This window comes from Escherichia sp. KCJ4928, from assembly GCF_004352695.1.
GTDB lineage: Bacteria > Pseudomonadota > Gammaproteobacteria > Enterobacterales > Enterobacteriaceae > ECMA0423.
Map to the genome: position 1 here is coordinate 32,643 of NZ_SJWV01000017.1, position 13,952 is coordinate 46,594.

The window sequence follows — 13,952 nt, forward strand, 5'->3', positions numbered from 1 at the left end:
ATCTAAAGACAAACCCGGCAGAGACGTGGTTTTGCTGGAGCACTATCAGTAAGCTAGTGGTTTCAAGGGTACGTCAATGACGTACAAAAAGGATTGTTACTCTAAGCCAATGGCGTATAATTATGCTCTTCATCGAAACGGAAATTTTTACTGAAGATGTTCAAAAACTGCTGACCGACGATGAATTCAGTCGTTTTCAGTTTTTCCTGGCCTTGAATCCTGACTATGGTGAGGTAATACCTGAAACTGGTGGGTTAAGAAAGGTTCGATGGGTTTCAGGAGGAAAGGGGAAACGTGCTGGTGTCAGGGTTATTTACTTTCATCAGGTTAAACATTATGAGATCAGATTACTGCTTATTTATCGTAAGGGTATTAAAGATGATCTGTCTCCCCAGGAAAAAGCAATGCTCCGGTTGTTAAATACGAGGTGGTAAATGGATAAGGCACTTTTTGAGCGGTTGACTCACAGCATGGCCCAGATGAATGAAATTATTGAAGGAACGCGACAGCCTTCGCGGACTTTTGAAGTTGATGCTATGAAAATCAAAGAAATACGCCGCGCTTCAGGGTTGTCACAATCTAAATTTGCCGATCTTATTTCTGTAAGCGTAGACACGTTGCGTAACTGGGAGCAGGGGCGACGTTCACCGACCGGGCCTGCAAAGGCTTTGCTGCGAGCGATTGCCAATGATCCGCAACATGTGCTGCAAGCACTTAACCGTTAGAGGCATGGTTATGCCATACAGAAAGCACTAGCATTCAGAACTCCTGTGAAAGCGGCATAGTGGTCGCCTGCCCAGGAGTTTTGCTATGACCCGTAATCGTGCTGAACGTCGCCACCCTATGATGCGATTAAAAAAACTCATCGTCGCGCTGATGATTGACGTCAATGCTATCGGATGATACCGGGGGGTTCCGGAAGGAATTCCTTGTTTCCCGAACTGTTACCAACAAAATTATAACGATGAACAAGTAAAGACCGGTTGGTGGCAGTACTGACCGGTCTGTGATGGATGATTAATTTCACCTTAAATCCGGGTGCTGTTAGGATGCTGACATTTTTCGGGTACACCATTCAGATTATGCAAATAAAGATCCAATCAAAAAATAAACATCCCTGAATATAATATATTCATAGCATCCATAACTCATCCTGGGCGATAACTAAACCATTTTTGAGTAATAAATGAAACAACTGCAACACTCTTATTATTTCTGGAAAACACCTCGCAAAAACAAAACAACATGCAAAAATCCGCTTTTTTTAAATGATTTTCCGGCGTAATTTTCGCACATACATTAATGAGTAATATATGTAAGGTGGTGGTAATGGCGATGAATACGGTTTTTCTTCATTTATCAGAAGAGGCAATTAAACGGCTGAACAAGCTTCGGGGCTGGCGTAAGGTTTCACGATCTGCAATTTTACGCGAAGCGGTTGAGCAATATCTGGAGCGGCAGCAATTTCCGGTGCGTAAAGCAAAGAGAGGCAGGCAAAGGGGTGAGACAGTTGGTGTTGATGATCAGTGTAAGGAGCATAAGGAATGAAAAAAATTTTTCATTCTTGAATATAAAAAAACAGATGCCCTTATTCTGGTATTAATACAAGGCTGTTTTACTTGAACTTATAATAACTGCAACTGTTACATCGTATCTGGAAAACGCCTCGCAAAAATAAAAAATGATGCGTAAATGAGCTTTCTTTAAAGATTCGGAAAGGGTACTTTTCTCTCCATAGATTCAAAAATGATATTGGCGAGATATTTATGAACTCTCTGGCAGGTATAGATATGGGCAGAATTTTACTCGATTTATCGAATGAGGTGATTAAGCAACTTGATGATCTCGAGGTGCAGCGTAATCTTCCTCGTGCGGACCTATTAAGGGAAGCGGTAGATCAATACCTGATAAATCAATCGCAAACAGCAAGAACCAGTGTTCCTGGCATCTGGCAAGGGTGTGAGGAAGATGGTGTCGAATATCAGCGTAAGCTGCGCGAGGAATGGTAATGGGAAAAAATGATGTCAATCAGATTGCTGACAACGTGCGCGTTGTTCATGCCGGATGCGGCGTGAACGCCTTATCCGGCCTACAAAGTCATGCAAATTCAATATATTGAAGTTTATTGGTAGGGCTGATAAGCGCAGCGCATCAGGCAATCATACGCTTGTCATCAGTGACATACCCATAACCTTATCGATGTGTTGGAGGGAAGAACGAGGCAAACAGACAATTGCGGCATGATCTTGAATGGGTAACGCGGAATACGAGAGATGGTGTCGTCACACCCTATGAGCTGTAATCCGGGCGACCAGCGCCACCCGGAAAACGTCAGAGATTACTCCCCTTCACCCGGAAACAGGAACGGGTTGATGGAACTGCGGGCATAGCCTTCTTGCTCCATTCGCGCGTCCAGTACCAGAGAAGCGAGGTCATCTGCCACGGCTTCAACTTTCGGTTCTTTTTCCTGATAAAGAATCTTCAGGTAAGTGCCACAGTCATCGCAGCTTTCGGCTTTAATCGCGGCCTGTTCGTCATCCAGCGACCAGTAATGCAGTTTGCCGCTCTGCTCGCAGTTGCTGCATTTTACGCGCACTACGTGCCATTCGGTTTCACACAGGTTGCAGTGCAGGTAACGCAGACCCTGAGTGGTGCCAATTTGCACCATGCTGGACACCGGCATAGAACCACAAACCGGGCAATATTGACGTTGCTCGCCGTATTCAGCGCGGGCTTTGCCGGGGATCAGATTGGCCATCTGCGCCCAGTAGAGCGACAGTGCAGCCCAGATAAACGGCGCTTTATCGCTGCTGACGGATGAGAAATCAGAGGCAAACAGTGCGCTGGCCATATCTTCCAGCTCCTGAGTCGATGCCTTCTCCAGATTCTCAATCACTGCCAGCGCCGGGCCGCTCATTTCAGGTTTCAGCTCAGCAATCAGCGCCATCAGCAGCTTTTGCCAGTGCTTATCACGCGGCAGAACGTGAATATCCAGCGGGGGCTTGCCCTGTGCGCTGGCTTCTTTAATGCGCGCGGTCAGATCCATCTCCAGCGGATGGTCGTACAGCACCACTTCCTGGGCGTGGGCGATAAGCGCAGCAAAGCGCAGGTAATCACCCAGCGGATTATTTTCTGCCAGCTCGCGCAGACGCTCGGCGCGGCGGTTGTATAAATTCTTGAGCCGAGGGAACAATAACGGCGGAATCATATCCGCCGTACGTTTCTCGCTCGAACCCAGCTCATCTTGCGGGATTATGCGAATACTCATTCAGCTTTCTTTTCCGTTGTCTTGCGGACCTCACGGTACCAGCGCGGGTGATGTTTCTTCGCCCAGGCGCTGGTAACCCATCCTTCCACCATGGCGGTAATCGTGCCTTTCACCCAAAGGGCGGCGTAGATATGCACCATGATAACCACAATTAACGCCACTGCGGCAAATGAATGCAGCATTAACGCGAATCGGATCACCGGGATTGAGAAAGCAGGCGCAAAATAAGGACGCCAGATAATCACGCCGCTCACCAGCAGCAGAACCAGGAAAATAATCGCCGCCCAGAAAACGCATTTCTGACCGAAGTTATAACGCCCGGTGTCACCTACTTCCTCGTTGACGACGATCTTACGAATATTCTTCGCCCAAAAGATATCATCCCGATTGATTAGGTTGTGATGCCAGTAACGGAAAAACATGATGATGAACGAGGCAAACATAACCACGCCGACAAACGGGTGCAGAATTCGCGCCAGCTGCGGTGTGCCCATGATTTGCATCAACCAGTTGAAGGACGGGAACAAAAAGCCCAGCCCGCTCACCGCCGCCAGGATGAAGCAGAAGGCGGTGATCCAGTGGTTGATACGTTCCGGCGCGGTGTAGCGCACGATGGTGTCACGTCGTTTCATTTGCGCTCCTCGTCTTTCTCTTCGTGCAGATTATTCTCTTCCTCATCCGCACGGTTCGGACCGACACCCACGTAGTGGAAGATACTGGCCGCAAAGGTAGCCGCAAAGCCAACAGCCGCGAGCGGTTTCCAGATGCCTTTCCAGAATTTCACGGTTTCGCTGATTTCCGGGTTCTCCGGCAAGCCATGATACAGATTTGGCTTGTCAGCATGGTGCAGCACGTACATGACGTGTGTACCACCGACGCCTGCCGGATCGTACAGACCCGCATTGTCGTAACCGCGGGTTTTCAGCTCAGCAACGCGCTCGCTCGCCAGCGTTTTCATCGACTCTTTCGTACCGAAGTGAATCGCGCCCGTTGGGCAGGTCTTCACGCAGGCTGGTTCTTGCCCAACCACCACGCGGTCAACGCACAGCGTACATTTGTAGACGCGGTTGTCTTCCGGGTTGAGGCGCGGAATGTCGAACGGACAGCCCGCAATGCAATAACCGCAGCCAATGCACTGCTCGGACTGGAAGTCGACGATACCGTTGGCATACTGAATAATTGCACCTTCCGCCGGGCACGCTTTCAGGCAGCCTGGATCGGAACAGTGCATACAGCCGTCTTTGCGGATCAGCCATTCCAGTTTGTCGTTCTGCTCCACTTCCGAGAAGCGCATTACCGTCCACGATTTGGCGCTTAAATCATTGGGGTTGTCGTACACCCCAATGTTATTGCCGACGGTATCGCGAATGTCGTTCCACTCTGAACACGCCACCTGACAGGCTTTACAGCCGATACAGGTGGTGACGTCGATGAGTTTCGCCACTTCTTCCTGGAAGTCCCGCGCCTGAGGCGCGGGGGTCAGACCGTTAGTCGCGGAACGACGAATGATATCTTGAGATTGATAAGCCATATGTCGTCTCCGTTACACCTTTTCCACATTCACAAGGAAGGACTTAAACTCCGGCGTCTGCGTGTTCGCATCACCAACGAATGGCGTTAACGTATTGGCAATAAAGCCTTTTTTAGCTACGCCTTCATAACCCCAGTGAATCGGAATACCGATGGTATCGATATCTTTGCCGTTCGCTTTCAGCGTACGAATACGTTTGGTCACCACCACTTTGGCTTTGATATAGCCACGGTTGGAGGAGACTTTCACGGTATCGCCCTGGGCAATGCCAAGTTTATTCGCCAGCGACTCCCCGATTTCCACAAACTGCTCTGGTTGCAAAATCGCGTTCAACAGCGCGTGTTTGGTCCAGTAGTGGAAGTGCTCGGTCAGACGATAGGTGGTTCCGACATACGGGAACTTATCGGCTTTACCCAATGCTTCGGCGTCGTCTTTAAAGATACGTGCAGCCGGGTTCGAGATAACGTTTGGATGCAGCGGGTTAGTTCCCAGCGGCGTTTCAAACGGCTCGTAGTGTTCCGGGAACGGACCTTCCGCCATCTTATCGAGGGCAAACAGACGCCCCATGCCTTCCTGCTGCATGATAAACGGCCCGACGCCGCTACCCGGAGGCGCTGCGCTGTAGTCCGGAATATCCCAGCCGGTCCACTTAGTGCCGTCCCATTTCAGCAACTGACGCTTCGGATCCCACGGGTTACCCTGCGGATCTGCGGAGGCGCGGTTATACAGAATGCGGCGGTTAAGCGGCCATGCCCATGCCCAGCCCAGCGTGTTACCGAGGCCAGACGGATCGGCGTTATCACGACGCGCCATCTGGTTGCCTTCCGGCGTCCAGCTACCGGCGAAAATCCAGCAGCCACAGGAGGTTGTACCGTCATCGCGCAATTGGGCGAACGAGCTAAGTTGTTGGCCTTTCTTGACGATAACCGCACCGGTTGCCGGATCGGTAATATCGGCCAGCGCCTTACCGTTGCTCTCCATCGCTACTTCTTCCGACTTCGGCTCATGCGGAATGGCGTAGTTCCAGGTCATGTTCAGCACCTGGTCCGGGTTCGCGCCACCCTGTTCGGCATACATCTTGCGCAAGCGCAGGAAGATACCGGAGAGGATCTCGCCATCAGTCAGCGCAATCCCCGGGGCGTCCGCACCTTTCCAGTGCCACTGCAACCAGCGACCTGAGTTAACGATTGAACCGTTCTCTTCTGCGAAGCAGGTCGATGGCAGACGGAACACTTCGGTCTGGATCTTCGACGAGTCAACTTCGTTCAGCTCACCGTGGTTCTGCCAGAAGTTAGAGGTTTCAGTGTTCAGTGGGTCGATGGTGACGAGGAACTTCAGTTTCGACAGACAACCGATCACTTTGTTTTTGTTCGGGAATGAGGCAACAGGGTTAAAGCCCTGGCAGATATAGCCATTGACCTTGCCCTCTTTCATCATCTCGAAGTACTGCAGGACGTCGTAGCCTTTATCCCACTTCGGCAACCAGTCAAAGCCCCAGCTATTTTCCGCCGTCGCTTTATCACCAAAGAAGGCCTTCATCATAGAGACGAAGAATTTCGGGTAGTTGCCCCAGTAGTTTACCTGGCCTTCCAGCAGCGGTTTTGGCGTGTTGGCGGTAAGGTAGGTTTGCAGATCGGTCTGCTTCTCGCTTGGCAGCGTCATGTAACCTGGCAGACTCTGCGACAGTAGCCCCAGGTCCGTCAGCCCCTGAATATTGGAGTGACCGCGCAGGGCGTTAACGCCGCCGCCGGCCATCCCCATATTGCCGAGCAGCAGCTGGATCATCGCCATCGTACGAATGTTTTGCGCACCAACGGAGTGTTGCGTCCAGCCGAGGGCATACAGGAACGAGGCAGTTTTATCGTGAGCACTGGTTTCTGCGATGTATTCGCAGACTTTCAGGAACGCGTCTTTTGGCGTACCACAGATGTTTTCAACCACATCTGGCGTGTAGCGGGAAACGTGCTGTTTCAGCAAGTTCCACACGCAGCGCGGATGTTGCAGCGTGGTATCGCGTTTGGCGAAGCCGTTTTCGTCCAGTTCATAAGTCCAGGAGGATTTATCGTACTTGCGTTTTTCCGCGTCGTAGCCGGTGAACAGGCCATCTTCAAAGCCGTAATCCTCACGCACTATCAGGCTGGCGTTGGTATAGGCTTCGGTGTATTCGCGGTTGAATTTTTCATTGTTCAGCAGGTACAGCAATACGCCTGACAGGAAAGCAATGTCAGTACCGGAACGAATAGGGGCATAGTAGTCAGCTACCGCCGCCGTACGCGTAAAGCGAGGATCGATCACAATCAGCTTCGCGCCGTTGTGAATTTTGGCTTCCATCGCCCAGCGGAACCCGACCGGGTGAGCTTCAGCGGCGTTACCGCCCATCACCACGACGAGGTTGGCGTTCTTGATGTCGACCCAGTGGTTGGTCATCGCACCGCGACCAAATGTTGGAGCAAGACTTGCTACCGTTGGTCCGTGTCAGACACGCGCCTGGTTGTCGACCGCGAGCATACCCAGCGCGCGGGAGAATTTTTGCGTTAAATAGCCGGTTTCGTTACTCGACGCGGAAGCACACAGCATCCCGGTGGAGAGCCAGCGGTTAACAGTCACGCCTTCGGCGTTTTGCGCAATGTAGTTAGCATCGCGGTCTTCTTTCATCAGTTTGGCGATGCGATCAAACGCCTCTTCCCAACTGATTTGCTGCCATTTATCAGAACCTGGCGCACGGTATTCCGGAAACTTCAGACGGCTTTCGGAGTGGATGAAATCCACCAGGCCAGCGCCTTTCGGACAAAGTGCACCGCGGTTGACCGGGTGATCCGGATCGCCTTCGATATGGAAGATAGATGCTTTGGCGTTTTTTGCTCCGTCACCGAGGCTGTACATCAACAGCCCACAGCCTACGGAACAATAGGTGCAGGTATTACGGGTTTCGCGGGTGCGCAGCAGTTTATACTGCCGGGTTTCCGCGAGCGCTACGCTGGGTGCAAAACCCAGTGCCGCTGCCGTGGTGCCTGCCATACCGCCAGCGCAGATCTTAAAGAACTGCCTTCTGCTGACCTGCATGGATTGCTCCTTGTTTCGACATTGTCACGTCCCATTTACATTCGCTTGCTGCGTGTGCAGGGAGTGGGAGTTATTTTTCTTTGCGGAAGGGGCCGCAAAGGTCCAGAATTGGCTCAATTTCCCTCCATCCAGGAAGGGTTTGTAACAGAATACCATAATGTTGGTGTGTGTGTTCTTATCTGGTTAAGAGAAAGTGAAAAAAACACAGCAAAAAGAAATCGAAAATGTGACAAATATCACAGGTGTTCGTCAAATTGAGTTATGGCGGCGTGATGATTTACAACACCCACGGTTAGATGAGGTCGCGGAAGAAGTTCCCGTTGCGCTGGTCTACAACGGCATTTCGCATGTGGTGATGATGGCGTCGCCCAAAGACCTTGAGTACTTTGCGCTCGGTTTTTCGCTTTCCGAGGGGATAATAGAAAGTCCGCGCGATATCTTCGGCATGGATGTCGTTCCTTCCTGTAATGGTCTTGAAGTACAAATTGAGCTTTCCAGCCGCCGCTTTATGGGGTTGAAGGAGCGCCGCCGGGCGCTGGCGGGACGTACGGGCTGTGGCGTATGCGGCGTGGAGCAACTTAATGACATCGGAAAACCGGTGCAGCCGCTACCGTTCACCCAGACGTTTGATCTCAACAAACTGGATGATGCATTACGTCATCTCAACGATTTTCAGCCAGTGGGGCAACTGACTGGTTGTACTCACGCCGCTGCCTGGATGTTGCCATCTGGCGAACTGGTCGGCGGGCATGAAGACGTGGGTCGCCATGTGGCGCTGGACAAACTGTTAGGCCGCCGGTCACAAGAAGGGGAAAGCTGGCAGCAAGGTGCGGTACTGGTTTCCAGTCGTGCCAGTTATGAAATGGTGCAAAAGTCGGCGATGTGCGGCGTAGAGATTTTGTTTGCGGTGTCTGCCGCGACCACGCTTGCTGTAGAAGTGGCTGAGCGTTGTAATCTGACGCTGGTGGGTTTTTGTAAGCCGGGTCGGGCAACGGTTTATACCCATCCGCAGCGTTTGAGCAATTAATTAAAATAAGTCCTGCGATATATATTAAATTGCAGGACTTATTCATTTCGTGAATTTTATTATTTTATTTATAAATAAAACGCGTGTAGTGGCGTTTTCTTTTTTCATTTATTATGTTCACTCTCTTATCTATATATTTATAAGGCAATTAAATGAAAAGGAATTTATTATCTTCCGCTATTATAGTCGCCATCATGGCCCTCGGTCTGACGGGTTGTGATGATAAAAAAGCCGAAACAGAAACGCCCCCGCCTGCCAATAGTCAACCTGCCGCACCAGCTCCTGAAGCTCCCGTTGCAAAAGCAGAAGCTAAACCTGAAACACCTGCGCAACCGGTGGTCGATGAACAAGCGGTTTTCGACGAAAAAATGGATGTCTATATCAAGTGCTATAACAAGTTACAGATCCCTGTACAGAGCAGTCTGGCGCGTTATGCTGACTGGCTGAAAGATTTTAAACAGGGGCCTACCGGTGAAGAGCGTACTGTTTATGGCATCTACGGCATTAGTGAATCCAACCTCGCTGAGTGTGAAAAAGGCGTAAAAAGTGCTGTGGCGTTAACGCCTGCGCTGCAACCTATTGATGGCGTGGCGGTGAGTTATATCGATGCTGCCGTGGCGTTGGGTAATACCATTAACGAAATGGATAAATATTACACCCAGGAAAATTATAAAGACGATGCGTTTGCGAAAGGGAAAACGCTGCACCAGACATTCTTAAAAAATCTGGAAGCCTTTGAAGCTGTAGCAGAATCTTATCATGCGGCGATTCAGGAAATTAACGATAAGCGCCAGCTTGCGGAACTGAAAAATATTGAAGAAAGAGAAGGGAAAACATTCCACTACTACTCTCTGGCAGTCATGATTTCAGCGAAACAAATTAATAATCTGATATCGCAAGAGAAGTTTGATGTTGATGCGGCAATGAAGAAAGTGTCTGAACTGGAAACGCTAGTGGCGCAGGCCAAAGAAGCGGATAAAGGCGGCATGAATTTCTCGTTTATTAATTCGGCAGGCCAGTATCAACTCGAGGCTAAAAAATACGTTCGCCGCATCAGAGATAAAGTCCCGTACTCTGACTGGGATAAAGAGCAACTTCAGGACGCAAACTCAAGCTGGATGGTCGAAGACTCTTTCCCGAGAGCATTACGCGAGTACAACGAAATGGTTGATGACTATAATAGCCTGCGTTAAACGTTTTTGATGATAAATGCAGTGTCGGATGCGGCGCATCCGACACAGTTCACCCCTTGTGAAGTAACTCCATAAATGCCTCATATCCTGTTAACCCGGCAATAATCTCCGCCGGATGCTGACACAATATGCTTGCCAGATAGCTAAATATTTTTAGCTCATGACGCGCATCGGCGGCGGCGCAGGCGATCAAGACATGGTTAATGACTTCGTTATTCACCTCAACTGGTTGGGCGAGGGTAATAAAAAATCCACGAAAACGTCGCTCCTGTTCGCTCCAGCAATGTGGGATGGCGAGGCGATTAACAATCAGGTTTTCACCTTCGCCTTCGCGGGCGATGATGCGTTGTGCTTCATCGGCGGTAATATGGTGTTGTGCGACTAATTGCGCACAAATTTGCCGGGTAATATGTTGCCAGCTTTCACCGCGTACATTCGAATAATGAAAACTTCCGGGGGCAGAGAAAAAACGCTCCGGCTGTTGGCGAATAAATGCCGTCGCCAGAAAATGTTTTATTTGTTCGATACCGGCAGCCGTAATGATATTTTTTACGGTGATGTAATTATTTACCGCGTCATCCAGTAAATAATGGCTGTTGTTAATGATCAATAACGGCTCAATCTCTTCGCGAATGGCAACAAGTTCGCTTAAGCTACGGGCAATAATCACCCGACAATGTAAAACATCGCGCTCAATGGCGAGCTGATTAATAGTGGCAATCGCGTTCTGGTCCGAGAGCAAAATGATCGGCTGGCGTTCGTTTTGATGCCGTTCCAGCGCACAGGCAAAATACAAACCGATCAGATCGCTGTCGAAAAGGGGAATATCGAGCTGTTCACGCAGTAGCGTAATAAAGTGCAGACTCATATCAAAGGCCGCAGGCCAGGCGGCTTTCAGGTTATTCATGCTGCTTTGGCGGTGCTCAGCAATCCACACCGGTGCGGCAAGGCAACGTAATAAATGCCCGGTAATATTCTCAACCAACTGCGTATCAATAATATTCAATGACGCGATGCCTGGCACCCTTTGCAGCAACCCCAGCACATGATCGGCTGAAATTACCTGCGCTTGCTGATGCTGTTTCTCTATCAAACCCGTCAGGGTTCTTACAGCGTTATCACCGAGAAACAGGCCGCACTGTTCAACGATTTGTTTTATCTCGTTACCGGGATATTGCGGCCATATGTCAGTAAGCTGATTACGCAGGGCGTAAATCGCCAGAATCAGGCTGGAGAGATAATCACCCTGCATCAGCGGCCAGCGGTGTTGGTTGTCGCAGGCCGTGGATAAATGCTGAAGGTTGTCTCGTGTTATGCCCGCCAGCGGAATTAAAAACGGATCTTTGCGTAGCAAGTTCGCCAGCAAGATAACGCGCTTCTCTTCTGTTTCATCAATGAAATGGCCCAAACCGGGGCGACTGGCCAGGCAACAAGTGCGTTCATAACGCTGTTTTAACCGGGGCAGACGTTCTGCTACCCACGTTTCTGGCAAATTAAGCGCCGAGGCGAGTTGCGCACGGGGAGTAAAGGTATTTAGTAATAATAGCGCCAGCAGCCGATCGTCGTTATCGTGCTTTTGCAGCAACTGAAAAAAGCTGCGGCGCTCGAAGATTTCCAGCTGATAGCCCGCACTACCACTGGCGAAAATGCGGGCTTTGCCGTTAAGGGTGAAGTTGAGATAGTCAATATCACGCAGGATGGTCCTGCCTGAAACGCCAGTCTGTTGCGCCAGCTCTCCAGGCGTGCGCGGCTGTTGCTCCAGCAGATCGACAATCTTTAACTGGCGTTCGTTTAGCATTAATCCACCTGACGGAACTGGCTAAACGCGTTGACTTTCTCCGCAGTTAAGGTCGTCAGAAAATCCCGTATCAGCGTGAGCAGAGCATCGTAATCGGCTTTTGAAATCATGCCGCTGTTAGCGTGCAGATAACGAGTTGGCAGACACAGCGCGACAACCGGACGCCCGCCGCCCATCACGTTGTAGCGCCCGCCATCCGTCGCTCCGGTTTTCATGGTGGAAAATTGCAGCGGTAAATCGTTATGTGCGGCACAGTTTTTTAACACTGCTACCAGTTTCTGGTTGGGGAAGTAGCGCTTGTCAAACAGCATCAGCCCCGGCCCCTGGCCCAGTTTCAGCGGGTATTTAATGTTATCAATGCCCGGAACATCACCTGCGACAGCGGTATCCAGCACAATCACCACATCCGGTTTAATGTGTTCCGCCGAGGTTTGTGCCCCGCGTAGCCCAACTTCTTCTTCCACACTGCCAACGCCGTACAGCGTAATTTCTGGGTTATTTACTGTCTGTAGTAGCTCCGCCATCATCGCGCAGCCGATGCGGTTATCCAGCGCCTTTCCGACTACTTTATCTTCGCCCCAGCAGGCAAAATTGGCTTCCGGGCTAATAAAATCGCCAATTTCAACGCCGCGCTTTTCCGCTTCTTCGCGACTGTTCGCGCCAATATCAATGAACATCTCATCAAATGACAGCGGTTGTTGCTTTTGCTTTTCCGTTAACGCATGAGGCGCGACGGAACCAATCACACCAGGGATTTTAAATCCCTTGTGTGTGCGTATGGTTACCCGGTGGTTGAGCATCGACTGATTCCACCAGCCGCCAATGGTGGTGAAGCGCAGAAAACCGCTCTCGTCGATGTGGGTGACCATAAAGCCGACTTCATCCATATGCCCGACAACGGCAACTTTTGGACCTTTATTCCCCTTACGGGCAACAAAGCTGCCCAGACCATCAAAGGTGATTTCATTAACGCAAGGTTCCAGCGTGTTTATCAGGATGTCGCGAACTTCCTGTTCATCGCCGCTGACGGCGCTGGCTTCGCACAACTGTTGCAGTAACTCAATGTTCATGGACAAGCTCCTGTTGCGCGGCTTTCGCTTTGCGGCGTAACCACAATCCTTTCAGGACGATAATGAATGAAATGTTTAGCGCGAGGCCAATCGCCAGCACCAGATAAAACGAACCTACCGGCGACATCAGGCCGATCAGCGGGTCAAAGATACCCAAACCAGGTGCCAGACGTTTGATTCCGAAAGCGATCACCAGCACGCCGGTAATACCGCCCGCCAGCGTATTGGCGGTAATCATCGGTAACGGAGCTGCCAGAGCGTAAGGAATAGCAGGTTCGGTTGCGACTGTGGCACCGACCACAATGGCACTACTGGCAGCCTCTTTTTCCTGTCGGGTAAACAGTTTGGGCGCAATGAACGTCGCAAGACCCGCCGCAACGGGCGGCATCAACGCGACAACGCCGACGATGGCGTACCAGTCATAAATGTGTTTTTCCAGCAGTGAGAAGCAGAAGAACCAGGCGGTTTTATTGATGGGGCCGCCCATATCGAACGCCAGCATCGCACCGACCAGAAACGCTGCCGCAAACTTCATTGATGGAGGAATGGTATTCAGGAAGTGGAGCAGCCCGCCCATGAGGTCGGACATCACCGGCCCGATAACGTAGTAAGTGAGCACGCCGAAAACCAGCAGAGTAACGAACGGGATCAGCATTGAACCGAGCAGCGGTTGTAATGCTTTGCCAAGGCGCACTTTGCGGAACCAGAAGACGAAATAGCCAATCGCCAGCCCCAGCACCACCGCGCCGAGGAATCCCGCACCCGACTGGGTGCCGAGCAGCGCTTTGTCGTTCGCCAGATAGCAAACCAGAAACGCCGGAGCGAAAGCCGGTTTATCGGCAATCGACGAGGCAATATAAGCGCCCATGATGGGGATCATAAAGGTGAAGCCAAGGTAACCGATGGATTCAACTACCCAGGTAAACGACGGCGCGCCTTTCGACATATCGGTATACGGCAAACCGAACTGCACCAGCATGTTGGCAAGCGCCACCAGGATAC

13 protein-coding genes are annotated in these 13,952 nt (G+C 50.8%); 6 read left to right on the top strand and 7 right to left on the bottom strand.

Annotated elements, in window-relative coordinates; genetic code table 11:
- The first annotated feature begins 122 nt into the window (after positions 1-122).
- The 4 genes from E0D98_RS04820 (at position 123) to yiiF (ending at position 2,009) form a co-directional block, all read left to right on the top strand.
- Positions 123-434 (top strand): hypothetical protein, encoded by a 312-nt coding sequence (locus E0D98_RS04820; protein WP_000897305.1) that lies wholly within the window; start codon positions 123-125, stop codon positions 432-434.
- Complete coding sequence (nadS, locus tag E0D98_RS04825) at positions 435-725, top strand: NadS family protein (protein ID WP_000356397.1); 291 nt, start codon at positions 435-437, stop codon at positions 723-725.
- 604 nt (positions 726-1,329) lie between these two features.
- A complete protein-coding gene (locus tag E0D98_RS04830) occupies positions 1,330-1,548 on the top strand; it encodes a CopG family transcriptional regulator (RefSeq protein WP_001297075.1) in 219 nt (72 codons plus the stop codon).
- A 218-nt stretch (positions 1,549-1,766) separates the two neighbouring features.
- Positions 1,767-2,009, top strand: coding sequence for a protein YiiF (gene yiiF / locus E0D98_RS04835; protein ID WP_001086388.1), 243 nt, complete (start codon positions 1,767-1,769; stop codon positions 2,007-2,009).
- A gap of 329 nt (positions 2,010-2,338) precedes the next feature.
- Here the strand turns inward: yiiF and fdhE are convergent, their stop codons facing one another.
- The 4 genes from fdhE to fdnG are packed head-to-tail and all read right to left on the bottom strand — an operon-like array spanning position 2,339 to position 7,862.
- Complete coding sequence (gene fdhE, locus E0D98_RS04840; RefSeq protein ID WP_000027708.1) at positions 2,339-3,268, bottom strand: formate dehydrogenase accessory protein FdhE; 930 nt, start codon at positions 3,266-3,268, stop codon at positions 2,339-2,341.
- Positions 3,265-3,900: a formate dehydrogenase cytochrome b556 subunit gene (fdoI, locus tag E0D98_RS04845; RefSeq protein ID WP_000829013.1), complete on the bottom strand. Its 636-nt coding sequence runs from the start codon at positions 3,898-3,900 to the stop codon at positions 3,265-3,267. Before fdoI ends, fdhE begins: the two co-directional genes overlap by 4 nt.
- Entirely contained in the window at positions 3,897-4,799 is a 903-nt protein-coding gene (fdoH, locus tag E0D98_RS04850) for a formate dehydrogenase O subunit beta (RefSeq protein ID WP_000331377.1), read from the bottom strand. Before fdoH ends, fdoI begins: the two co-directional genes overlap by 4 nt.
- A gap of 12 nt (positions 4,800-4,811) precedes the next feature.
- The gene (gene fdnG, locus E0D98_RS04855) at positions 4,812-7,862 is read right to left on the bottom strand and encodes a formate dehydrogenase-N subunit alpha (protein WP_077793174.1); all 3,051 of its coding nucleotides are present in this window, start codon (positions 7,860-7,862) and stop codon (positions 4,812-4,814) included.
- Between the two features lie 193 nt (positions 7,863-8,055).
- Here fdnG and fdhD point away from each other — a divergent pair, with 193 nt between their 5' ends.
- Entirely contained in the window at positions 8,056-8,889 is an 834-nt protein-coding gene (gene fdhD, locus E0D98_RS04860) for a formate dehydrogenase accessory sulfurtransferase FdhD (protein WP_000753589.1), read from the top strand.
- A 152-nt stretch (positions 8,890-9,041) separates the two neighbouring features.
- Positions 9,042-10,082: a YiiG family protein gene (locus tag E0D98_RS04865; protein WP_001348539.1), complete on the top strand. Its 1,041-nt coding sequence runs from the start codon at positions 9,042-9,044 to the stop codon at positions 10,080-10,082.
- Between the two features lie 49 nt (positions 10,083-10,131).
- On the opposite strand, the gene E0D98_RS04870 is transcribed toward E0D98_RS04865, so the two are convergent.
- From E0D98_RS04870 to E0D98_RS04880, 3 genes are all read right to left on the bottom strand, one after another.
- A complete protein-coding gene (locus E0D98_RS04870) occupies positions 10,132-11,880 on the bottom strand; it encodes a putative frv operon regulatory protein (protein ID WP_000931313.1) in 1,749 nt (582 codons plus the stop codon).
- Positions 11,880-12,950 (bottom strand): aminopeptidase, encoded by a 1,071-nt coding sequence (locus E0D98_RS04875; RefSeq protein ID WP_001019466.1) that lies wholly within the window; start codon positions 12,948-12,950, stop codon positions 11,880-11,882. Before E0D98_RS04875 ends, E0D98_RS04870 begins: the two co-directional genes overlap by 1 nt.
- A partial coding sequence (locus tag E0D98_RS04880) for a fructose-specific PTS transporter subunit EIIC (protein ID WP_131890527.1) occupies positions 12,940-13,952 on the bottom strand: 1,013 nt, incomplete at its 5' end. The genes E0D98_RS04880 and E0D98_RS04875, both read right to left, overlap by 11 nt.